Source organism: Leptotrichia massiliensis (genome assembly GCF_900104625.1).
Classification (GTDB): domain Bacteria; phylum Fusobacteriota; class Fusobacteriia; order Fusobacteriales; family Leptotrichiaceae; genus Leptotrichia; species Leptotrichia massiliensis.
Genome location: NZ_FNVZ01000004.1, coordinates 1 through 24,615 on the forward strand (window position 1 = coordinate 1; position 24,615 = coordinate 24,615).

Annotated in this window: 19 protein-coding genes and 1 rRNA gene; 8 read left to right on the forward strand and 12 right to left on the reverse strand. The window is 29.3% G+C overall.

Annotation, left to right across the window (positions count from 1 at the left end; genetic code table 11):
* Positions 1 to 31 precede the first annotated feature (31 nt).
* The 7 genes from BQ5344_RS01365 to sppA form a co-directional block, all read right to left on the reverse strand.
* Positions 32 to 1,543, reverse strand: a 16S ribosomal RNA gene (locus BQ5344_RS01365).
* A 266-nt stretch (positions 1,544 to 1,809) separates the two neighbouring features.
* Positions 1,810 to 2,880, reverse strand: coding sequence for a multifunctional transcriptional regulator/nicotinamide-nucleotide adenylyltransferase/ribosylnicotinamide kinase NadR (nadR, locus tag BQ5344_RS01370; RefSeq protein WP_071123871.1), 1,071 nt, complete (start codon positions 2,878 to 2,880; stop codon positions 1,810 to 1,812).
* A 56-nt stretch (positions 2,881 to 2,936) separates the two neighbouring features.
* The gene (locus BQ5344_RS01375; protein ID WP_071123872.1) at positions 2,937 to 4,379 is read right to left on the reverse strand and encodes a DNA recombination protein RmuC; all 1,443 of its coding nucleotides are present in this window, start codon (positions 4,377 to 4,379) and stop codon (positions 2,937 to 2,939) included.
* A 19-nt stretch (positions 4,380 to 4,398) separates the two neighbouring features.
* Entirely contained in the window at positions 4,399 to 5,961 is a 1,563-nt protein-coding gene (locus BQ5344_RS01380; protein WP_071123873.1) for a YihY/virulence factor BrkB family protein, read from the reverse strand.
* 92 nt (positions 5,962 to 6,053) lie between these two features.
* The gene (gene thiI / locus BQ5344_RS01385) at positions 6,054 to 7,244 is read right to left on the reverse strand and encodes a tRNA uracil 4-sulfurtransferase ThiI (protein ID WP_071123874.1); all 1,191 of its coding nucleotides are present in this window, start codon (positions 7,242 to 7,244) and stop codon (positions 6,054 to 6,056) included.
* Between the two features lie 32 nt (positions 7,245 to 7,276).
* A complete protein-coding gene (locus tag BQ5344_RS01390) occupies positions 7,277 to 8,425 on the reverse strand; it encodes a cysteine desulfurase family protein (protein ID WP_071123875.1) in 1,149 nt (382 codons plus the stop codon).
* Between the two features lie 215 nt (positions 8,426 to 8,640).
* Positions 8,641 to 10,425: a signal peptide peptidase SppA gene (gene sppA, locus BQ5344_RS01395; RefSeq protein WP_071123876.1), complete on the reverse strand. Its 1,785-nt coding sequence runs from the start codon at positions 10,423 to 10,425 to the stop codon at positions 8,641 to 8,643.
* A 225-nt stretch (positions 10,426 to 10,650) separates the two neighbouring features.
* Here sppA and BQ5344_RS01400 point away from each other — a divergent pair, with 225 nt between their 5' ends.
* From BQ5344_RS01400 to BQ5344_RS01435, 8 genes are all read left to right on the forward strand, one after another.
* Positions 10,651 to 11,040 carry a tetratricopeptide repeat protein gene (locus BQ5344_RS01400; RefSeq protein ID WP_071123877.1) on the forward strand — a complete coding sequence of 130 codons (390 nt, stop codon included), beginning with the start codon at positions 10,651 to 10,653 and terminating at the stop codon, positions 11,038 to 11,040.
* A 186-nt stretch (positions 11,041 to 11,226) separates the two neighbouring features.
* Complete coding sequence (locus tag BQ5344_RS01405; RefSeq protein WP_071123878.1) at positions 11,227 to 11,502, forward strand: ACT domain-containing protein; 276 nt, start codon at positions 11,227 to 11,229, stop codon at positions 11,500 to 11,502.
* Between the two features lie 48 nt (positions 11,503 to 11,550).
* A complete protein-coding gene (locus tag BQ5344_RS01410; protein ID WP_071123879.1) occupies positions 11,551 to 12,915 on the forward strand; it encodes a PFL family protein in 1,365 nt (454 codons plus the stop codon).
* 192 nt (positions 12,916 to 13,107) lie between these two features.
* Positions 13,108 to 13,677, forward strand: coding sequence for a precorrin-6Y C5,15-methyltransferase (decarboxylating) subunit CbiT (gene cbiT, locus BQ5344_RS01415; RefSeq protein ID WP_071123880.1), 570 nt, complete (start codon positions 13,108 to 13,110; stop codon positions 13,675 to 13,677).
* A gap of 137 nt (positions 13,678 to 13,814) precedes the next feature.
* On the forward strand, positions 13,815 to 14,915 hold the full coding sequence (locus BQ5344_RS01420; RefSeq protein WP_071123881.1) for a hypothetical protein: 1,101 nt from the start codon (positions 13,815 to 13,817) through the stop codon (positions 14,913 to 14,915).
* A 93-nt stretch (positions 14,916 to 15,008) separates the two neighbouring features.
* Entirely contained in the window at positions 15,009 to 15,956 is a 948-nt protein-coding gene (locus BQ5344_RS01425; RefSeq protein ID WP_071123882.1) for a helix-turn-helix transcriptional regulator, read from the forward strand.
* 24 nt (positions 15,957 to 15,980) lie between these two features.
* On the forward strand, positions 15,981 to 16,688 hold the full coding sequence (locus BQ5344_RS01430) for an FtsZ/tubulin family protein (RefSeq protein ID WP_071123883.1): 708 nt from the start codon (positions 15,981 to 15,983) through the stop codon (positions 16,686 to 16,688).
* 33 nt (positions 16,689 to 16,721) lie between these two features.
* Positions 16,722 to 17,873 carry a hypothetical protein gene (locus tag BQ5344_RS01435; protein ID WP_071123884.1) on the forward strand — a complete coding sequence of 384 codons (1,152 nt, stop codon included), beginning with the start codon at positions 16,722 to 16,724 and terminating at the stop codon, positions 17,871 to 17,873.
* Between the two features lie 414 nt (positions 17,874 to 18,287).
* On the opposite strand, the gene BQ5344_RS01440 is transcribed toward BQ5344_RS01435, so the two are convergent.
* The 5 genes from BQ5344_RS01440 to dnaG all read right to left on the reverse strand — a co-directional run bounded on the left by BQ5344_RS01440 (position 18,288) and on the right by dnaG (position 24,568).
* Entirely contained in the window at positions 18,288 to 19,562 is a 1,275-nt protein-coding gene (locus tag BQ5344_RS01440) for an NRAMP family divalent metal transporter (RefSeq protein WP_071123885.1), read from the reverse strand.
* 169 nt (positions 19,563 to 19,731) lie between these two features.
* The gene (locus BQ5344_RS01445) at positions 19,732 to 20,544 is read right to left on the reverse strand and encodes a Nif3-like dinuclear metal center hexameric protein (protein WP_071123886.1); all 813 of its coding nucleotides are present in this window, start codon (positions 20,542 to 20,544) and stop codon (positions 19,732 to 19,734) included.
* A 26-nt stretch (positions 20,545 to 20,570) separates the two neighbouring features.
* Positions 20,571 to 21,521, reverse strand: coding sequence for an RNA polymerase subunit sigma (locus BQ5344_RS01450; protein WP_026745370.1), 951 nt, complete (start codon positions 21,519 to 21,521; stop codon positions 20,571 to 20,573).
* 52 nt (positions 21,522 to 21,573) lie between these two features.
* Entirely contained in the window at positions 21,574 to 22,752 is a 1,179-nt protein-coding gene (gene rpoD / locus BQ5344_RS01455) for an RNA polymerase sigma factor RpoD (protein WP_071123887.1), read from the reverse strand.
* Entirely contained in the window at positions 22,745 to 24,568 is a 1,824-nt protein-coding gene (gene dnaG / locus BQ5344_RS01460; protein ID WP_071123888.1) for a DNA primase, read from the reverse strand. The genes rpoD and dnaG overlap by 8 nt, the downstream gene beginning before the upstream one ends.
* Positions 24,569 to 24,615: the final 47 nt, after the last annotated feature.

Below are 24,615 nucleotides of genomic sequence, written 5' to 3' on the forward strand. Positions count from 1 at the left end.
GAAGAAGCAGTGTAATGAATTAACTCCTTAGAAAGGAGGTGATCCATCCGCACCTTCCGGTACGGATACCTTGTTACGACTTCACCCCAATCACTATCCACACCTTAGATGCCTTCCTCCTTGCGGTTAGACCGGCAGCTTCAGGTGCAAACAACTCTCGTGGTGTGACGGGCGGTGTGTACAAGACCCGAGAACGTATTCACCGCAGCATTGCTGATCTGCGATTACTAGCGATTCCAGCTTCATGAAGTCGAGTTGCAGACTTCAATCCGAACTTGGACCGGCTTTAAAGATTCGCTTGGCGTTGCCGCTTTGCAGCTCTCTGTACCGGCCATTGTAGCACGTGTGTAGCCCAGATCATAAGGGGCATGATGACTTGACGTCATCCCCACCTTCCTCCTGCTCTTCGCAGGCAGTCTCGCTAGAGTCCCCAACTTAATGATGGTAACTAACGATAGGGGTTGCGCTCGTTGCGGGACTTAACCCAACATCTCACGACACGAGCTGTCGACAGCCATGCACCACCTGTCTCTACGTTCCCGAAGGCACTGCCTGTTCTCACAGGCATTCGTAGGATGTCAAGATCTGGTAAGGTTCCTCGCGTTGCGTCGAATTAAACCACATGCTCCACCGCTTGTGCGGGTCCCCGTCAATTCCTTTGAGTTTCAGCCTTGCGGCCGTACTCCCCAGGCGGATTACTTATCGCATTTGCTTCGGCACGGACACTCTTCATGCCCACACCCAGTAATCATCGTTTACAGCTAGGACTACCAGGGTATCTAATCCTGTTCGCTCCCCTAGCTTTCGCACTTCAGCGTCAGTTGCCGTCCAGTGAACTATCTTCATCATCGGCATTCCTGCACATATCTACGAATTTCACCTCTACTCGTGCAGTTCCGTCCACCTCTCCAGCACTCTAGCCAAACAGTTTCCAGGGCAGGCTTGCGGTTGAGCCGCAAGTTTTCACCCCAGACTTGTCTGGCCGCCTAGATGCCCTTTATGCCCAATAATTCCGGATAACGCTTGCGACATACGTATTACCGCGGCTGCTGGCACGTATTTAGCCGTCGCTTCTTCTGCAGGTACCGTCACTTTCTTCTTCCCTGCTGAAAGCACTTTACAATCCGAAAACCTTCTTCGTGCACACAGAATTGCTGGATCAGGGTTGCCCCCATTGTCCAATATTCCCCACTGCTGCCTCCCGTAGGAGTAAGGGCCGTATCTCAGTCCCCTTGTGGCCGTTCACCCTCTCAGGCCGGCTACCTATCATCGCCTTGGTGAGCCGTTACCTCACCAACAAGCTAATAGGACGCAAAGCTCTCCTGCAGCATCTCTTTTCATTGCCAGGCACATGCGTGCCGGCAATTGTATCAGGTGTTATCAGTCGTTTCCGTCTGTTATCCCTATCTGCAGGGCAAGTTCTTTACGCGTTACTCACCCGTCCGCCTTGGCTAGGCTGTGCAAGCACAGATTTGCCAAAGACTTGCATGTGTTAAGCATTCTGTCAGCGTTCATCCTGAGCCAGGATCAAACTCTTCATTCAATATATTTTACATATATTTAAATTTCACCTTTATCTTGACGAGAATCTTGTTTTACAACAAGAGCTCTTGACTATTATTTATCTTTTACACATTATTGCTTCTTCTATTCTTATCTCAATTGTCCTGCGACACGATTTCGTATCGACAAGATATATATTATCATAACTGAATTTATTTGTCAACTACTTTTTTTCAAAAAATTTGTGTTTTTGAATATTTTTATTCGTAGTCTATTTTTTATTTCTTAGAAAGGTATTATTTTATATTAGTTTATTTCAAGATATTTATTTATTATTTCAATACTTTTTATATAATTTTCTGTAAGACTACTATTATTTTTGTAATATAATTGTATAAACTCTTGGTTATTTTGTTCAAGTAAGGATTGTAATATCTTATCATATTCAGAAGTTTTATATTTTGATTTATCTTTTGAGTTTGATTTTTTTTCAATATATAGCAGAATATCAAAATTGCTGTGTTTAATAAAATCTTCTATTACTGGGTTTTTTGTATCATTTTGAATTATTGAAAATGTTTGTAAAGAAGAAAATTCTGTATCTATAAAAGTTAGTTTATCAGCATTTTTGATAGATTCTAGTATTCTTCTATTGTGTTCATAAGCAATATTGCTGTAATCAGAGTACTGAATGTTTTCTATGTGATTCTGCATTTCTTCTTTTATATACTCTTTTCGATATTCTTTTACATAAGTTGTGTTATAATAATTTGCTAATTTATGAGTTAAGTTAGTTTTTCCTGAATATTCCGAACCAATTATTGCTACTTTTAGGACAAAAAATTCTCTTACATATTTTGGAATAAAAAACCAGTTTTTATATGGATTTTTTCTTATTTCTGTTGCACTAATATGAAAATTGTTTCTATTTATGTCTATTAATTTAATTTCTAAATTTTTATTGAAAGTTTTTTCAAAATTGGGTAATGTCAAAAAATTATTTTTGTAGTTTTCCACATCTTGAGTTTCATTTGTAAAAATTATGTCAACTTTAATTTTATTTTTTAAAAGTGTTTCCTGTACTCTTTCACTCCATAATTTCCAGCCATTGGGATAAAATGGTATACCATCTTCCGCAAGATGTATTATTTTTATATTTTTTTGGTGTTTAAAAGTTTTTTCTACAAATCTAATTCTATCTTTTACAGTTGGCATTTTTTTCATTTTTGAGTCTTCAAATAATTTTTTATCCCTGTCATCATCAGTGCATACCACAACATATAAATTTTCTACGTAACCACTAGCTCTTTGAATAAAATCAACATGTCCAATATGAAGTGGATAAAACTTTCCAAATATTATTCCATTTTTTTGCATTTTTTATTTTATTCTCCTTTTTGAAGTAAATCTCACTTACTAAATTTTAATAAAATCTATTCTTCCATTTCTAAAATTTTTAAATTTTCAACATTATTATTAACTGTTTTTTCTTCAAATTTTGCATTCGAAATTTCTGTAAATCTTTTGCTTATTTTGTTTGAAGTTGTATTGATTTCTTTTACATCTTTAGAAACTTTTTCGATATCTTTTTGTAAATTATCCCAACGAGTACGGTATCTTGTAAACTCAACATTCAATTTTTCGAGTTCCTGCTGAATTATATTTGCATATTTATCACGTTCTAAGTTTGTCATCATAACTTGAATTACTGTCAATACTGAAATTAAAGTTGTTGGGGATGCTATCCGTACATTTTTTTTGTAGGCATATTCTATTATATCTGTGTGATAAGCATTTATTTCAGCAAAAATTGCTTCAGCTGGAAGAAACAATATTGCCTGTTCACTCGTTTCATTTTTTATTATATATTTTGAAGAAATTGCGTCTATATGTTTTTTCAAATCAGTCACAAAATCTTTCCGAGCATTTTCTCTTTCAATTTGAGATAAATCATTATTATACATTTTTCTATAATTTTCCAACGGAAATTTTGAGTCAACTGCGATATTTCCAAGTGGTTCTGGCGTGAAAATAATAGAATCAACAATGGTTCCGTTTGAAAGTTTATATTGTTTTTGATAAAGTTTATCATTTTTTTCTCCAAAAACTGAAGATAATATTTGGTAAAGCTGAATTTCACCAAAAATTCCACGACTTTTTTTATCAGTTAGAATGTCTTGAAGTGAAACCACATTGCTTGACAATGCTTCAATTTTTTTCTGTGCTTCATCAATTTTACTCAGACGTTCCAACACGTTTCCAAAAGTTTTTGTTGTCTCCTCAAACCCTTTTGATAAACGTTCTTCCACTTTCATATTCATTACATCAAGTCTATTTTCAATTTTTTGACTTAATTTTTCAAAATTTTCATTTATATTTTTTGTAAGTCCATCTTTAAATTCGTTTATATTTTTTGTCAAACTCTGATTATTTTCAGTCATTACGCCTGTCAACGCTGTATTATTTTCATTTAAACGAACTGACAGCTTTTGAATGTTATTATTCATGCTGGAAGTTAAAAGTTGACTATTTTCAGTATGATTTTTAGATAACAACTGATTATTATCGTTCATTGTACCACTTAAATTTTGTCCCAGCTGATTAAACCTTAAAAGTAATTTTTCATTATTTTCAGATAATTTATTTTGTAAGTTATTTATGCCTTCAAGCAAGTTATTTTTTGCATTTAGGCTTATTGTTTTTTCAATTTCATCAAATTTTTTCTTATTTTCCTCAAAATTTTGCTGATTATTTTCGTTAATCTGATTTAACAGCATTTTTTCTTCATTTTCAATGTTTTTCTTATTAAGAAAAATAATTGTTCCAACAACTGTAACAATGTTTATTATCACGATAATTATTACTACTGTTATCATTTCTATTCCTCATTTCTAATTAAAAGAATTTCCAAGTTCCATCTTCGTATCTGACTCTTTTTTGAGTATCTTGAGAATTATTATCTTCTGATTGAGAAGTTTGAACTTCTGATTCACGGTTAATTCTTTCTTTTCTTATTATTTTTGGAGAATCTTTTATTTGTAAATTTTCATTTTTTTGTTTTGAAATTTGAAAATCTATTGTTAATTCTTCGGGATTTCTTGGTTTTATTGGATTTTGAAAATTTTCTGGCTGTTCTGATTCTGAAAAATATGTTTCCTCTTTTTCAGGAGTATTTTCAAATTCAGGATCAGGATTTTCTATTTTTTTCATTGCCAGTTTTTCCCTTATTTTTTCAAGAAGTTTTTTGTCTTCTTCGTTCAAATTATCAAAAATATTTTCATAATGTTCAATATTCTTTGTATCAAATTTTTTCATAAATTCTCTGATTGTTATGGATTCTGGACTATATGCAACTTGGTATTGACTGTCTGAATTTTTATCATAAAAAACTTCATTAATAAATCCCATTTTTTCCAAATCAGATAAAATTTCTTTCACAAAAAAAACTTCCATACCTAGCCTATCAGTTAATTTTTGATACGTAAATGACTCTTTTTTTTCAACAAAATTTTTGATAATTAAGGATAAAATTAAAATTCCAGCTTCCCTTTTTACTTTGATTGGCATTTCAATTTTTTCGCTGTATAAGAACTCATCCGATGTTTGAATTGAAAAAGCTATTTGCGCTCCAAGCAAAATTGTTACCCAAACATATTGTACCCATATTAGGAAAATAGGAATTAGAGCCAAACTTCCATAAATTATATTGTATCTTGTAATTGACGACTGTAATAATAAGAACAGCAATTTCCATCCAAAAGTAAGTAATGTCGTTACAATTCCTGCATAAACTGCTGGTTTTATTTTTACATTTGTGTTTGGAATCACATAAAATAGATAACTGAACAAAATAATGTATGTCGCAGGCCCGAACAATCCAATAAATAAGTTCATAATTACTGCATTCCCTGAAAAATGTTTGGATATTTCCTCAACTGCAACAGAATTTAAGGCTGATAGCAAAACAAAAAATATTGGTCCTAAAAATATAATTGCAATATAGTCAATAACTCTTCTTGTAATTGATCTTTTCTTATTAATTTTCCATATTTTATTAAAGGAATTTTCAAGCATTATTAAAACTTTTACTGCTGAATAAATTAAAATAACAATTCCTACTCCAGTTAATATACTACTTTCTGTAGATAAAAGAAGCCTTTGAGCAACATCCACAATTACCCTTAAAAAACTATTATTTCCTGGCCATAATTCAAAAAACTTCTGTATGAATATTTTATCCAGCCCAAATCCCTTTGTGATTCCTAATACAAGAGCAACTACTGGAAAAATGGCAAGAAGTGAGTAGTAAGTTAAAGAAATCGCAAGTATTTGCGTTTCACCATCACGATAATTTCGGTAAATTAAGTAAATCATTCTTTTTATTTCAGATATTTTTCTTTTAAATCCGTTTTCTTTTACTTCTTTTTTTTGTTTTTGAAAATTTTTCTTTTCTTTCATAAACTTTCTCCATTTTCTTTTTTATTTTTTATTAAATGTATCTAAATAGTACAAACAAATATATTTATGCATACTCTTTTTATAAAATAAATTTATCCAAAATTAAAATATTCACGTTCTTCAAAAATTTCATTCATAATTTCATCATAGTTTTCAATTTTTGCCTCTTCTTCAAGTACATCTTCCATCTTTGGATTTGTAACTGGATGTTTTGGAGCAAAAATTACACATGAATCTTCATACGGTTCAATAGATTTTTCATAAGTTTCTATTTCCTTTGCAATTTCAATTATTTCTGTCTTGTCCATTCCGATAAGAGGCCTAAATACTGGCAATTTTTCTACAGAAGCATTTGTACATGTAAGCCCTCCCATTGTTTGAGACGCCACTTGTCCAAGGCTTTCTCCTGTAATTAATGCCTGATACTGCATTGTATTTGACAATCTTTCAGCTAGACGCATCATAGCACGTCTTGTCAAAATTGTTGCTAAATCTTTTTTTGTCTGAGTATTTATTGCTTCCTGAATTTTTAGTATATTTAACGAATAAAGTCTTGTTTTTCCAACATAAAGTGATAAAATATCTGTCAGTTCCTTTACTTTTTCAAGAGCCTGCTGGCTTGTAAATGGGAAACTGTGGAATGTTATAAAATTTAGACGCATTCCTCTTTTTGCCATCATAAACGAAGCAACTGGGCTGTCTATTCCACCAGATAAAAGTACAAGTCCCTTTCCCGTTGAACCAAGCGGAAGTCCGCCATAAGTTTTTATTCTATCCGTATAAATATAAGCATTTTTTCTAATGTCAACATTTATCATAACATCAGGATCTTTCATTTTAACTTTTTCAAAAGAACTGTTTACCAGTACATGTCCTCCGAGTTCACGTGCATAGTCCATAGATTTCTTCTCAAATCCTTTGTTACTACGATTAACTGTTATTTTAAAAGTTCTAGCTCCATTTTCATAAGCATACTTTGCAAAGTCTAATACTTTTTCCTTTATAAATTCATCATTTCTTTCAACTTTTGCCGATTGATTAAGACCTACTATTCCAAAAACTTTTTTTAGCTTGTCTGTAACTTCATCCAAATTTTCAGGATTTATTAAGACATATAATTTTGATAAATCATCAAATAACTGATAATCAAATCCTTTTAACACCTTATTAATCTTATTTTTCAATTTCTTTTCAAATTGACCCCTGTTTTTACCTTTTAGTGACAACTCTCCATAAGAAAGCCCTATTGAATTCAATAAATTTTTATCAGTATAACTGCTCATCTTTTTCCTTTCTGTTTTTTATTTAAAAAATATTATCTCATTTTCCTAATTCTTTCCACACTTTCCTTCAGTCGCTTCACAACTTCATCAATTTCCTTTTCTGTATTATCCTTTGAAAAACTGAACCTTATTGCTCCATCTAGTTCTGATTGAGTAAGTCCCATAACTTCAAGTATTCTGCTATTCCCTTTTTTTGATGAACAGGCTGAGCCTGTAGAAACATAAATTTGATACATTCCTAGAAAATGTGTCAGAACCTCACCTTTTGTGCCGTTAAATGATACATTCAATACTTTAGGACTTGATTTTTCAATGCTAAGCAGGGAATTAAATTTTATATTTGTAATTTCCTCAGAGATTTTATTTGCAAGCATTTCTTTTAACTTTTGTGAATGCTCCATTTCGTTTTTTTCTTCTTTTATCAAAATCTCTACAGCTTTTGTAAAAGCCAAAATTAATTCTGTCGGCATTGTTCTTTTTACAATTCCATTTTCAGCATTTGAACCATAAATTATATTTGCAATTTTGACACGTTTATTTATATAGATGGCTCCAATTCCCTTTGGTGCATGAATTTTATGTCCACTTATTGTTATTGCATCCACAGGAATTTTATCAAACTTTATATTCGTACATCCAAGTCCTTGTACAAAATCAGTATGAAAATATGTATCTCTGTTTTTCATTTTAATAATTTTTGAAATTTGCTCCAAATCTTGAATCGCCCCAGTTTCACTATTGACTGCTCCAACTGAAACTATTACAGTGTCTTCCCTAATCATATTTTCAAGTTCTTCAATATCTATAAAACCATCTTTATCCACATTTAGATAATCCACTTTAAAGCCCAAGTTTTCATAATGCTTAAACACTTCATAGACTGACGGATGTTCAATCTTTGTTGTAATCAGATGTTTTTTTATTCGTGAATTTGCATTGATAATTCCTTGTAATACAAGGTTATTTCCATCTCCGCCACCTGCTGTAAAGTAAATTCTGTCAGCTTCAACTTTTAAGTAATCAGACACTATCTTTTTAGCATTTTTTATCTTTAATAAAGTTTTATGAGAAAAATCATGAATTGCATCGGGATTTGCATAATTTTCTTCCATTGTTTCAACTAACACATTTATAACTTCTTTACGTGGCTTTGTACTGGCTGAATTATCCAAATAAATCATTTTTCCTCCTTGTTTCAAATTATATTATAGCCTTTGAAATAGAAACTATTAAAAAAATAATTTTACTATCTCTAATGAAAATTAAATTATTATAAACTCTTGTTTTTATTATACTATATTTTATAAAATTTATCAAAACTAAATAAGCAAAAAACGGAGTTTTTTAATAAAAACTATCTTTAAAAAACAATTTTTATTTTTGCTCCGTTTGATTTTTAATATAAATTTAATTTGTATGTTAAATAATATAGAGGTTTATTTTGATTTTGAACTGCAAAATCATATTCATTAAACACTTTTTTAGCTTCTGGGATATTTTTTTTCAATTGTGTAGTTAAACTAAATTTTTCTGTAACCATTCTTGTGAGTGATTTTAACTTGTGAGAAAAATCTTCTTCCAGATAAATACTTTCTACAGCATAATTGTTATGTAAATTTAAGTCTTTTGCCATTATTTTTATAACTTCATCAAGACTCGCAATTCCATCAATTAAGTTTATATTTTTTGCTTCATCCCCTAGCCATATTTTACCTTGTGCATAGCCTTCAAGAGTATTTTCATCTATTTTACGATTTTTAGAAACACGTGATTTGAACTCCTTGTATGTTTCCTGCATAGATTGACTGATTTTCGCACGAGATTCTTCAGATAATGGTTCAAAGCTATCATAAATTTCTGAATATTTACCTTTTGATACTGAATTAGAATGAACTCCATATTTATTTTGTGCATTGTTAAATTTTGGGAGCATTGAAACTACGCCTATTGACCCTGTTATTGTGGCATTGTTTGCAAATACTTTATTTCCTGCCATTGAAATATAGTAACCTCCAGAGGCTGTTGTATCAGACATTGAAACATAAATTGGAATATTCAGTTTTGTAAGTTCTTGATAAATTATTTCAGAAGCAAGTGCTGAACCTCCACCTGAATTTACCCGAAGTACAATTCCCTTTAAATTTTTAGTTTTCATAGCTTTTTCAATTTTTTGTAAAATATTATCTGGAGTAATTACACCTTCAGTAACATCAGTTGGATCATATAAAATCGAACCTTCGGCATAAATTACAGCTATTGTTCCATTTCTTGGATTTCCTATTTTACCATCTTCTACTCTTTTTTCATAATAATCATAAATATCGGCAACATTGTCTTCCCTTATGTTTAGACGTTTTGTAAAATCAGAAAAATGCTCAAGTTTATCAACAAAATTTTTATCACGTGCAGCAAATGGAGTCAAATTAATATTATTTCCATTTACAATATCATTATTTAAAACATTTTTGTCAATTTTACGATTTTTGGAAATTTCTGTCACAAATTTATCATATCGATTTTCCAAAATTCTAGTTAATTCTGAACGCAATTCGGGAGTCATCTCATTTCCAGTATAGTTTTCTCCATAAGATTTGTAATTTCCTATACGGACTACTTCCATATTTACCCCAAGTTTATCAAAAAGCCCTTTATAATATAAATCTGAATAATGATATCCTGTCAAATCAAGACTTGCTGATGTTGATGGAACCATAACTACTTCATTGGCAATAGAAGCTAATTTATAATTGGCATTGGTAATATAAGCACCAAAAGCATATATTTTTTTATTATTTGCTTTTAATTCTTCAAATTTTTTAGACAATTCCTCTATTTTTGCAGATGATAAATTTATAGTGTCTAAAGAAATAATCACTCCTTTTACTTGATTATTATTTTTAATATCATCCAAACTATTTAAAATATCCATATACGATAATTTTTCATCTGATAGAAAATTTGAACCGATAATTTTATCTTCTGTAACGTCAGAAACATTAAAAAGTATATATTCATAGCTTTTTTTAATTTTTTCATTCTTATCTTTGGAACTAAAAATTGCAATTGTAGAAATTCCAATAATAAAAATTACAAATATCAATAACGACAGTTTTAGAAAAAACGAATATATTTCTTTTAATGTAAATATCAAAAATCTTTTGAAAAAATTCAAAAATTTCATTTTTTATTTTCCTCCTTGTATGATTTTATGCAAATCTAATTTTTTCAAATTATATCACTTTAATCTACAAATATCAATAAATAAAATATTTTTTCTATACTTTTAATTAATATCTAAACTCATACTTTTGATTAAATTATTGACAAAAATAAAAAGTAATGTATATAATTAATGTAACTAAATTATAGTTTACATAGTAAAAAACAACAGAGGAGACAAATTAAAATGAAAAAACTTGCTATATTAGGAATTATTGCTTTAGCACATACAGCACAAGCTGGATACTTAGAGGATGGGAATTCGTATTTTAAGAATAATAATTATCCAAAAGCTGAACAGATGTACTTGAAAGCCATTAAAGAAAATGATGGTGAAATTGAAACTATGTATAATTTAGGAACTTTATACTATGAACAAAATAAATTTGACAAAGCCAAAGAAATGTTTTTAAAAGCTATACAAAAAGGACATGTTAAAGCTATGTATAATTTAGGAATCTTGTATTACAACCAAAATGACCGTATCAATGCAAAAAAATATGTAAAACAAGCATCTGATTTAGACTATGAAGAAGCTCAGGAAGTTTATAAAAAAATGTTACAAGCTGGATATTAATAATCAAAAAAGTTGCAATAAAGAGAGTGTTGTTTACTTGTATATTTTTTTTAATCCAAATTATTTCACATCCTAAGTTTTTTATAAAATATAAAATAAAACTTCCCGCTTGCTAAATACCTAAATTTATGCGATAATTTAACATATTAAGAAGAGTTTTAATTTAATTTGTCAGGAGGTATCAGAATGAACGATAGAATTGTTATTACGGTTATTGGAACGGATAAAACGGGAATTGTTGCGAATGTATCAACAAAATTAAGCGAACTTAGCTTAAATATTATTGACATCACACAAAAGGTGTTTGAAAACGATATTTTTGCCATGATTATGCTTGTAGAAGCAGAAAAAAATACAGATATAAAAGGTTTGCAGGAGAAATTTAAAGATGTTGAGGAAAAAATTGGGGTAAGAATTTACTTGCAGCATGAAAATATTTTTAAGGCAATGCATAGAATATAGTTTTTTAAAATTTTTTAAGCAATTATTTAAGAATTTTAGGAGGGAAAAATGAATTTATTACCTGATGAAATACTGGAAACGATAGGTATGGTTGAAATGCAGAATCTTGATGTAAGAACTGTTACAATGGGAATAAGCCTGCTTGACTGCATTGATGCAGATGCCGAAAAAACAGCAGAAAATATTTATAACAAAATTACAGAAAATGGAAAAGATTTGGTAAAAATCGCTGATGAAGTAGCAAGCAAATATAATATGCCAATTATTAACAAAAGAGTTTCAGTTACTCCAATTTCAATAATTGGAAATGCAACTAATGCCGAAGATTACACAATTTTTGCAAAAGCACTTGATAGAGCGGCGAAAACAATAGGAATTGACTTTATTGGAGGATTTTCGACACTTGTGGACAAAGGTTTTACAAAAGGGGATGTTAAGCTGATAAACAGTATTCCGAAGGCGCTTTCTGAAACAGACAGAGTTTGCTCTTCTGTAAATGTAGGGTCTACAAAGTCAGGAATCAACTTGGATGCTGTAAAAATGATGGGAAAAACTGTAAAGGAACTGGCTGAACTTTCCAAAGATGCAGACGGATTGGCAGCCGCCAAATTTGTCGTATTTACAAATGCTGTTCCTGATAATCCGTTTATGGCAGGTGCATTTCATGGGGTAGAAAATCCAGATGTTGTGCTAAACGTTGGAATTAGTGGTCCAGGGGTTGTAAGACACACACTTGCTAACATTTCAAAAACGGCAAAAATTGATGAAATAACAGAAGCAATAAAAAAAGTAAGTTTTAAAATCACAAGAATGGGAGAATTAATTGGAAAAGAAGTTGCTGAAAGACTTGGGGTTGAATTTGGAATAATTGACTTGTCACTTGCACCAACTCCAGCAGTAGGCGATAGTGTTGGAAATGTACTGGAAGAATTTGGGCTGGAAGCAGTCGGAGCTTATGGAACAACACTTGCACTTGCAATATTGAATGACGCTGTAAAAAAAGGCGGAGCAATGGCTGCAACTCGTGTCGGAGGCTTAACAGGGGCATTTATCCCAGTAAGTGAAGATCAGGGAATGATAGAAGCAACAAGCAAAGGATATTTGACACTTGAAAAACTGGAGGCAATGACTTGTGTATGTTCTGTTGGACTTGATATGATAGCTATTCCAGGTGATACTTCTGAAGCTGTAATTTCTGGAATAATAGCAGATGAAATGGCAATTGGAATGGTAAACAGTAAAACTACCGCAGTTAGAATAATCCCAGTTCCTGGAAAAAAAGCTGGCGATAGAGTAGTGTTTGGAGGACTTCTAGGAGAAGCGGATATTATAAGCATAAATAATTTAGATTGTTCTGTCTTAATAAATCGTGGTGGAAAAGTAGCTCCTCCAATTCAGGCGTTGAAAAATTAATTTAAAAATATACTCGAACCCATTTAAAACCGAACTATTGAAAATTATATAAATTTAGGGTTTGAGTAAAATAGCCATAGCTTTTGAGTTCGGCTTTAAAGCAGTTTTACTATACAACAAATAAAAAATGGAAAGTTAGGATTTACTCTTGGCTTTCTTTTTAAACTATAATTTAAAATAAGGAGTGGTAAAATGTATCATATAAAAGATGAAGAATTTTTAAGAGGAAAAGTTCCTATGACAAAAGAGGAAATCCGTTTTGTAAGTCTTGGGAAAATGGAGATGAAAGATGATGATATTTGTCTTGACATTGGTGGCGGAACTGGTTCTGTAAGTATGGAAATGGCGAGATTTGCACGAAACGGAAAAGTTTTTGTAATTGAGAGAAATGATGAGGCAGTTGAGCTGATTCATAAAAACAAGGAAAAGTTAGGATTGGAAAATATTACTGTAATTAAAGGAATGGCTCCAGATGGACTAAAAGACTTAAATACAAAGTTTAATAAAATTTTTATTGGAGGTTCTGCTGGAAATCTGGTGGAAATTATAAAATATTCTTATGATAACCTTGTTGACGATGGAATTTTAGTACTAAACTTTATCGTGCTGGAAAATATTTTTACGGCTGTTGAGGAATTGAAAAAATACGACTTTAAAGATGTGGATATTTGTCAGTTAATTGTGAGTAAAAATAGAAAAGTTAAAGATTTTAATATGATGATGGCAGAAAATCCGATTTATGTGATTACTGCCAAGAAATAATAAATAAAAATAAAAATAATAATTTAAATTTGTGTAAAACTCTAAAATTTAGAGAATTACACAATTTTTTTTAGACAGACAAAATATGTCCTTTATAAAAAGTATAATGTAAAAAATATTATAAGGAGATAATTATTATGAGTAATTTAAAATTAACTGAAAATGATGCTTTTTACAATATGAAATTTGATAATGATATTTTTTTGTATTGGATGTTAAAATGGTTAAAAGTCGATACTACAAATAATAGTAATAAAAAAGCTTTAAAAAATATGGCAAAAAAATTCGTTGAGGAAATTTTAGGACAGAAACTGAATACGAAAGATATTGAAATATGTTATTCTAATTTTTATATTGGGAATGACTATGAGGATTTTATTAATAGAATTCTAAATGAATACACACTTTTATTTATTGTGAATAAAAAGAAAAAGAGCAATAGAAAATATATATTTTTCAAATGTTTTGACTACGACGAATTTTCACCATATTTTTTTGAATATAATCAAGAACTAGTTCAATTACTTAAAATATATGAAAATTTAGGAAATAATGAGACAGATAAAATAAAAATCGTATATATTACTCCTGATAAAATTTCTAGATATGAAAAAGAAGAAATAGGAGAAAAAATTATGATGTATGACGGAGAAAGACTTTTAGAATTTTTCAAAACTTTTAAAAAAGACATTGATGACAGTATTTTTGATAGTTATTATAACCAGCTCATGCGAGAAGTAAGTGAAGAAGATTATGACTCTTTTAATGTTTCAGCACTATACAGTATTTTGGAGTGGTATTTTGATAAAAAAAGAAAAAACTATGATGTATATAGAAATGATTACTGTATAAAGTGGATAAAAGATGAATTTTTTGTAGAATGTATATATAAAAAAAATAGAAATAGAGAATTTGATATACTGTTTGTGTTAAATTGGTTTCATCTTGATGAATTGCAAGAAGATATGTTTGAATCAGTTCAACGTGAATTAAAAAATATATTTCCAGATTTTCAAAAAATTTATTTGGAAGAAGTTGACTTAAAAGAGAAAGAAGTTCCATTATTTTATTTAAAAGTAGATAAAGATGCTTCGGTGAGTAAAATAAAGAAAATTTTGGATGAGATAACAGAAAAAATAGAAAAATTTAATGAGGCGAGAGGTAGTTTAGATATAAAAGATGAATACGATAAATATATTAAAGATGAAAGGCGAAAAGGTGGTATTCGGTTTTGGTAAAAGATTAGAAAAGAAAATTTTGATTATTTGACAAAATAAGAAATAAAGTTATAATTAAAGCATAGAATAAAAAAATGTACGAAAGGCTTGATTATGGCGGAAAAAAATCAAAATTCTGAAGAAAAATCAATTAGAATACTAAAAATAATAAAAAGGTTGTATCAGAAGGAAATACTAAATGGAACTGATTTAGCTAACGAATTTAATGTTGATATAAAGACTATACAAAGAGATATAGAAACTTTGAGAGCCTATTTTTTGGAAGAAAATGGAGCAGAAATAAAGTATTCAAAATCTAAAAAAGGGTATTATCTTGAAGAAAACAGCGAAACGTCTTTTACCAATGAAGAGCTTTTAGCAATAAGTAAAATTATACTTGAAAGCAGGGCATTTAACAAAAATGAAACTGAAACATTAATAAATAAGTTAATTAATCACTCATCAGGAAATGACAGAGAAACAATAAAAGGTCTTATCAATAGCGAAAAATCCAATTATATCCCTTTACAGCACGGACAAAATCTGCTTACAGTTATCTGGAATTTAGCACAGAATATAAAAAATCAGGAATTAATAAATATAAATTACACTACAAAAGATAAACAAGGTAAAAATTACAATATAAAGCCTTTGTCCATAATGTTTTCAGAATATTATTTTTATTTAATTGCATACATCGAGAACAAAGAAGAGTACCCTGCAATTTTAAGGATTGATAGAATTACTGAAATCGAAAATACTGGCAAGAAATTTAAGATTTTGAATTATTCTGAAAAATTTAAAGATGGTGAATTTAGAAAATATATACATTTTATGCACTCAGGGCCTCTTACAAGAATAGAATTTAAATATAGAGGCTATATCGAGTATGTGCTTGATAAATTTCCAACTGCAGAAATACTGGATGAAAAAATAGTTAAAGAAAATAATAGGAAAATTACAGTTTATACTGTGAGAATCGAAGTTTATGGAAGTTTTGGAGCAGAAATGTGGCTACGAAGTCAGGGAAATTATGTTATTGAATACAAAATTTTAAAATAAATTTCTATAAAAAGGAGAAAATTCATGGAAAAAATACCAAAAATAAAAATTATAAGTTTAGGAGAAACAGCTCTAAGCACTATTGAGAAAGAAATAATTACACATGAAAATATAAGCATTATTACAATTAAAAATGACTACAAAGATTTAAAAATAAATTTTCAAGATACAGATGTAATTTTGATAATTTTAAACACATATTTTGAAAATGATAAAAATTTTGCCTTAGATATAATTAGAAGCACTGAAAAAAACGATATTTTTACTGGAATTTACGATATTGGAAATGGCTATACCGACCTATTTGATTCAAAAACAAACTTTATCATAAAATGCAAATCTGCCGAAGATTTAAAAAATGGAATCAACGGAATAACAAAAACTTTAACAGTAAAAGGAATGGTTACTCTTGATTTAGCTGACTTAAAAACTGTATTTCAAAAAACCTCAAAATCTTTTGTAATTTTTGAAAAAGGAAATTTAGAAACTTTTGATGATTTCCTGCAAAATCTAAAACTAAAGCTGGAAACTTTTGATAAAAATAAAACTTATAAAATATTTTTGAACATAACAGCAGGAAAAAATATCGAATTGACTCAGATAAAAAATGTCGCTAAAATAATGTCTGATATTCTTAATGAGCAATCATTTCTTTGGGGACTGCAAATATATCCAGAAAATGAAAATTTCATAAATATTATTGCTTACATTGTGGAAGATTCAGTTAAATAAATTAATTAATATTATAGAAAGAAGGGATTTAGAATGGAAAGAAATAATATTTTTAATTTTGCAACATCAGAATTGTCACAAGATGCTTTTATATGTTGGTTATGCAACTGGGTAAATTTTGATGATAATGATTTATCAGAAGATGAGAAAAAATTAAAAGAGCTTGCAATTGACTTTATTGAAAAAATGTCAGGTGAAAAACTTGGAGATAGAAAAGTAAATATAAAAAGACAATATCAGAAAATAGATGTATTATTGGAAATTCAAAACAAAACAGAATTTATAACTAAGGAAGATAAGAAAGATAAGAAAATTCCTGTAGTAGACATGTATGTAATAATAGAAGATAAAGTGGGAACAGGTTTACATAGTAATCAGCAGAAAACATATAGAGATATAATATCTGAAAAAAATGAAAGTAGGGCTAAAATAAAAGTAGTTTATTATAAAATATACGATGAAGATAATATGGAAAGATTAAAAGAGGATGGTATAGATATAATATTTGAAAGAAAAGATATGCTAGCATTATTAGAAAAATATAAAAATAGTTTTAATAATATTCTAGTTGAAGATTATTATAATTATTTAAACAATATAGAAAAAGATGTAAATTCATATATAGATAAAAAATTAGAAGACTGGAATTCAAACTGTTATATCGGATTTTTTAAAGAATTAAAAAACGAAAAAAATTTATTAGAACATGCTATTGGAAGACAAAAAGATTGTAGTTGGGGTTATGTGAATAACTCATCAGGTGGATTTATGGGAATGTGGTGGTTTCCTTTAAAAATGGATGAAATATCTCAAGTAACTAAAAAATTTCAATTATGGCAAAATCAGATAGAACTTAATAATGACTTGTATCTTCAAATTGAACAATTTTATAAAAAAGAAAAAGAGATATATAATAAGAAAAATATAATTGCTGTAAAATATTCATTGGGAGATAAAGATGATGAAAAATATGATGAAAAAGTAAAAATTTCTTCTGAAATTAGAAATAAAATTTATGAAGAATTAAAAGGAAAATTGAAAGAAAAAGGATTTGAGTTTTACAAAAAGAGATTTGTAGCAGGTCGGTATATGACAGTAGGATATTTCGAATTTGAAAATATTGATGATTGTAAAGATAAAATAAAAATCCTTCAATATGCTTTAAATCTTTTGTTAAAAATTTAGACAAATAGTTTATACTAAACCTCATTTAAATAACGAATTTATTACAAATTTTTCTAATTAAAGGATAAAACTTAATATTCTCAAATAATTAAAATATAATTTTTACTTTTTAAATAGACTAGCCATAGGTTGTAGGATTTGCGGCAATGAGCAATCCTACAAAAATAAAAAGAAAAAACATAACAATATGAAAAAATATTTATTAATCAAAATATCTAAAAAATAATAAAAAACAATTTAATTGAATGATTATAAATTAGTTATCAAACAACCTTATTATAAAAATTCATTCTTATTTTTAAACGGGGGTTAGTATTAAATTAAATAATCTAATACTAAATAAAAAGAGGAAACTCCCTCTAATACAATTGACAAATCATGTTATAGGATAGTTTCCTCTATAAACTAACGATATTATTTCAAAATTCCAGACAAATAAACAAGGAAAAATATTGTAAACCCTGCTAAATATATAATTCCTGCCACTGATAAGAACCACAGCCAAACAGGCAGCTTGTTATTGTCTTTAACAAGTGAAAAATTAAGATATGAATATACTGGAGCTGAAACAAATGAGAATATCATGGCAAAATTCATCATTGCGGCGACATTTCCAGCAAAAAAGAATACGATAACCATTGCCACAGCTACTGTTACTATCATCCATATATTAAAATGTGAGGTTTTAACTTCTTTCTGTTTCATAATTAATCTAAGACATTCAGCATTAGCACGTGAATAACCATCTACAACTGTAATTGTTGTACCAAAAATACACATAAATGCGATAAATGCAATAAGAAGCCCTGACCAGCTTCCAATAACGCTTGAATACATTTGAATAAACTGGGCGATATAAGCTGCACTTGCTCCTTTAATCGCTGTTCCCGTTCCATATTGAATTAATGCTCCAAGTGCCAAAAATACAAAGGCTAGAATTGTTGTAACCCAGTAACCTACATTAAAATCCAACATTGCAAGTTTGTGGGGAACTTTCATATTTTGCTGTTTTTCAACAGTCCACATCGAATTAATTGCCGAAATTTCAATTGGAGCAGGCATCCATCCCATTAATGATACAATAAATGGCAATGCTGTCAGTTTCCAAGGCGATTGGATAACAAAATCAGGTGCCATTGGATGTTGCTTGAATAACGCAATAACAACTGCGATAATTGTTGCAACTGTCAATGAAATAACAATAAATTTTGAAGAACTGTCCAACAGTTTATAACCTCCAAATACCAGCATTGCAAGTGAACCTACAAGAACAATTGTAGTAAGCATGTTAATCATTGAAGCCATCGCCGCAGGAGTAAGACTGCTTAAAAATGTCAATTTTAAGATATTTGCTAAAATTGCCGCTGTCAAAATACCAATTGCCGCCACGTTAATAACTGCAGAAAATATATTCATAATAAAGAATACCCAAAGATAAATTTTCCCCTTTTCTTCATATCCTTCTATTAACGAATGTTTACGTTCCAGCGTATATTGTGTCCCGAAACGGAAAAATGGATATTTGAAAATATTGACTAAAATAACTATAATTGCCAATTGCCATCCATATAATGCACCTGCCTGCGTAGATGCTACGATATGGGAACCTCCAATAGCTGCTGAAGCCATAAGGATACCAGGTCCAAAGGCTTTAAACTTGTGATACCATCTTGAGTGAGTAGCTGCCATAAAAATACCTTCCTTTTCTCTTAGTCTTTCCAAAAATTATAACAAATCATTTGATAGTCAAATTTTTGAAATTATAGGGATATTATAACATTTTGTAATGAATATTCAAAATTTTTTTAGTATTTTTATCAATATTTTTAATTTTCATTAGATTATTGTTAATGTTTTTCTATCCTAATTTAAATACTTCCTCTTCAAAATGCCTTATCATTTCTCCATCAAAAAATTTTGACATTTCTTTTTCCATCATATCCACAAACAAATATTCACTTTCAAAATGTCCTACATCTACGAGAATCTTTCCATCTTCCAGAGCATCCAAAGCTTCATGATATCTCAAATCTCCAGTCAAGAAAACATCAATTTTATCTGCAATATCATGTAAAAATGAGCTTCCACCACCTGTAACAAGTCCAATTTTACGTACATAAGCATTTTTATCTCCAACATATCTTACATAGCTTATTCCAAGCGAATCCTTTATTCTTTCAAGCAGATCTCCCAGTTTCATTGTTTTGTTCAATACTTTTATTCTGGCAAGCCCGCCATGTACATGCTCCATTTTACGTTTTATTGGGTTATAATCATCAAATTTTTGCTCGTTATAAATTATTTTTTCTCCATTTAAATTTAATTTGTCCATTATAAAGTCATTCAAACCATTAATAGCAAAGTCAGCATTTGTATGAATTGAGTAAACTGCTATTCTATTTTCCATCAATTTTAAAAGTTTTCTTCCATGTGAAGTTTCATTTGTAATTCGTTTCAAGCCAGAAAAAATTACTGGATGATGTGAAATTATCAAATCTATATTTTTATCTATCGCCTTTTGTACAACTTTTTCAGTAACATCTAGACAAAACAATACTTTGTTTACTTCTCTTGTGTTATCTCCTATCAAAAGCCCCACGTTGTCCCAGTCTTCTGCAATTCTTGGACTAAAAATTGTATGTAGTTCTCCCATTATTTCCCAAAGTTTCATAATTATTTTTCCCTTTCGTAATTTAATTAATTTATTGTATAATCCGTTGCTTCACTATTTTCCACAAAATCATTTCTCATTAAATCAATTGACAATTTGTTAAGAGCCTTTTCCTTTAAAATCTTCACATTGTGACTTGCTATATTTAGTGATTTTGCAATTTCCTTTTCTGTATACACTTTATCATCTAGTCCATAAGTCATTACCAAAATCTGTTCATCTAGATAATTCAATTTTTTTGGAATATTTTCTAAGATATACATTTGTGTAATTTTATCGGCTTTCTCCAATATTTGTGTATTTCCGATTAACTCTTCAGGCTCTACTTCGTCAAACAATTTTTCAAGCTGTTCAATATATTCTGTTGAAACATTCATTTGCTTACTAATTTCATCCATTGAAAATCCCATACTTCTATCAACTTTTACTTTTAAATATAATATATACGATAATTCAGACGATTTAATATCCTTTAAAAGATTTTTCTGAAATTCTAAAATATACTTTACAGCAAAATTTTTCACAAAAAATTCAGGCTCTTTTGTAATTTCCATAATTTTATTATAATAATTCAAGCCTGACATAATCCCAAGTGTAGCTTCCTGAACTGTATCCAAAAATGAAAATCCATATTTTGAGTAAAGCAAGCTTTCTTTTACTGCAATTTTTAAATATTTATCAATTAATTCTTCCTTTTCTTCCCCAGTTTCACTTTTTTTCTCAAGATCTTCGTATTTTTCCTTTATGTTTTCCAAATACAATTTTATTGTATCTTTTTCTTCAATAAATATATTTTCATCTTCTAAAACAATAAAATCACTTCCATCAGTTGAAGTCCTAACTTCTGGAATGTTTTCCAAATGAATAAATTTTAAAAACTCAAAAAAATCATCATCGTTCATTGTATAATTTTCTATAATTTTTTCAAAGCTAAAACTTCCTTTTTTTCTAATATCTTCAAAAATATCTTTTAACATCCTTTTCTTTCTCCCGTTAGTCTTAATATCTAAAAAGAGCTAAATAATACCTTTAGCTCCTGTAATCTTCCAATTTTTTTCTTCTACTTGGGTGTCTTAATTTTCTTAATGCTTTTACCTCAATCTGTCTGATTCGCTCTCTTGTAACATTAAATATTTTTCCAACTTCCTCCAGTGTTTTTTGAGAACCGTCATCCAATCCATATCTATATCTGAGTACCATCTCTTCTCGCTCATTTAATGTTTTTAAAACTTCGTCAAGCTGCTCTTTTAACAAAACTCTTGTTGTTGCATCATAAGGATTTGCAAATTTGTCATCTTCTACAAAATCTCCAAGTTCGCTGTCTTCTTCACTTCCAACTGGTGTTTCAAGTGAAATTGGATCCTGATTCATTTCCAAAATACTTTTTACCTTTTCTACTGGTAATTCTAGTTTTTCAGCCAGTTCCTCAGCTGTTGGCTCTTTTCCAGTTTCCTGTAAAATAATACGGCTTTCCTTTTTGATTTTGTTAATTGTTTCAATCATATGAACAGGTATTCTTATTGTTCTTCCCTGATCTGCAATTGCACGTGTTATAGCCTGTCTAATCCACCAAGTTGCATAAGTTGAAAATTTGAATCCTTTTTCATATTCAAATTTTTCTACGGCTTTCATAAGACCCATATTTCCCTCTTGAATTAAATCCAGCATTTTTAAACCACGATTTGTATGCTTTTTAGCAATACTTACAACAAGTCTTAAATTTGATTCAATTAATTTTTGTTTTGCCTCCTCTTCTCCATTTAAAACTCTTTGAGCGTAGTCAATTTCCTCTTCATAGCTAAGTAATGGAATTTGTCCAATTTCACGCAAGTACATTTTAATCGGCTCATCCACATCCATACTTTCTGCCATTTTCAATAGATCTGTCTGTAATAATTTATCCACTTCCGAATCGTCGATTTCACTCTCTACAAATTCATCATGCGAATCTTCAAAATCTGATATTTCTAGTTTTTCAATATCCTCTAAAGAATCAGGGACTTTTAATAAGTCTTCTTTTTCTTTTTTAGTATCGACAATTTGAATACCATCATCAGTTAATTTTTTTATTAACTGCTCGATTTTCTCTGTTGAAAATCCAATAGATAAAACAGAATTTATTTCTTCGTAACTTACAATTTTTTGTTCTCGTGCCTGTTTTATAAAATTTGCGAGACTATTTTTTAAATTTTGTTTTTTATCAGACATACCCCTGTCTCCTTATCAATATAAATTCATCATATACTTTTTCAATTTCATCAATTTTACTAATATTTTCTAACTTTGCTAATATTTTTTTTAATTTAAGTTTCTTTATTTTATCATTCTTTTCATCAATTTTTTTTCTTTCCTCATCTATTTCACGTTTAAGCCAACCAGAATAAATTTCTTTAAAATAACTCTCCTCATCGTTAATATCATTATCTCCCCGTAATTTCAACTTTGTAATAATTTCTCTTTTTTCTTCAGAAATATCTGTTTTATCAAGCTGTATTATATCAAAATTTATTCTTTTTAATTTTTCTATCAGTTCGCTAAATATTGAATAACTAAACTTTTTATTTAGTAATTCTTCACACTTTTCTCTTTCAGAATTGTAAAACTCCAAAATATAAGTGAGTGTCTGTTCTTCCAGCTCAATATCTAAGTCTTTTTTCTCCTTTTTATATTGAACTTTCTGGTTTTCGTAATTTATTCTTTTTTTTCGTTTTGGAGTTTCTTTTGATAAATCCTTTAACTCCTCTTTTACAATAAATTCATTAATATTAAAATTGGTTGATAATTTTTGTAAATAGAGATTTTTAGTAAGATTGTTTGTAACATTGGAAAAAAATGGCTTTAATCTTTCAATAAATTTTCTTTCACCACTTATATCTTCCAAATCCAAATCCTTTGAAGCCTCTTTAGTTAAAAAATCAAATACTTCCTCCGATTTTTTTACAACTTCTATAAACGCTTTTTTCCCATTTTTTCTCAAGAATTCATCAGGATCCTTTTCATTACCATCCATAACAAGACATTTTACATCAAAATCATATTTTTTCAAAATATAGCTTGCCTTTATGACTGCGTTTTTCCCAGCTTCATCATTATCATATGAAATCAAAATTTTATCTGTGTACTTTTTTAAAAGCTGTGCCTGCTCTTCAGTAAATGATGTACCAAGACTTGCTACGGCATTCTCAAAGCCATTTTTCTGAGCTGTCAATACATCTAGATAACCTTCCATCAACATTGCAAAACCTTTTTTTTTAATATTTTCTCCTTGGTACTTTATTCCGAAAAGCTCATTTCCTTTTTTAAAAATAGGCGAATCTGGTGAATTTAGATATTTAGGCAAATTAGTATTTTTGTCAATTATACGCCCACCAAATCCTACAATTTGAGAATCAGTATTATAAATAGGAAAAATTATCCTGTTTCTAAAGGTATCATAAATTTCGCCATTTTCATTTCTTTTGACAAGTCCTAGATCCATTATTTTTATTTCAGAAAATTCCTTTTTTAACAAATATTGAAACAAGTCATCACGAGTATTTGAAGCAAATCCAATTCCAAACTTTTTTATATCTTCAATAGAAAAATTACGTTCTTTCATATATTCTAATGCTTCGTTGGCTTTTTCAATGTTTTCCTTAAAAAATACCAAGGCTTCGTTCATTATGTCAAAATATTCTTTATTAGCCGATTTTCTTCTAATAATTTCTTGATTAATTGTCTGATATGCTCTATTTTTTTTTAGTGGAATATTATACTTTCTTGACAATTCATCCACTGCCTGCACAAAACTGATATCATTAATTTTCATATAAAATGAAATTACATTTCCGCCAATCTGTGTACTAAAATCTTTAAAAATATTTTTTACTGGACTAACTGTAAATGATGGGGTCTTTTCATCTTTAAAAGGAGATAGCCCTTTATAATTTGAACCTGTCTTTTTTAAATTTACATATTCTCCAATCACTTGAACAATATCCAAATTATCAATTAATTTTTGTATCTCTTTTTCATCATAAATCATTATTTTTTATTCCTCCATCAAAAAACAGCTTTATAAAAAATATTTAC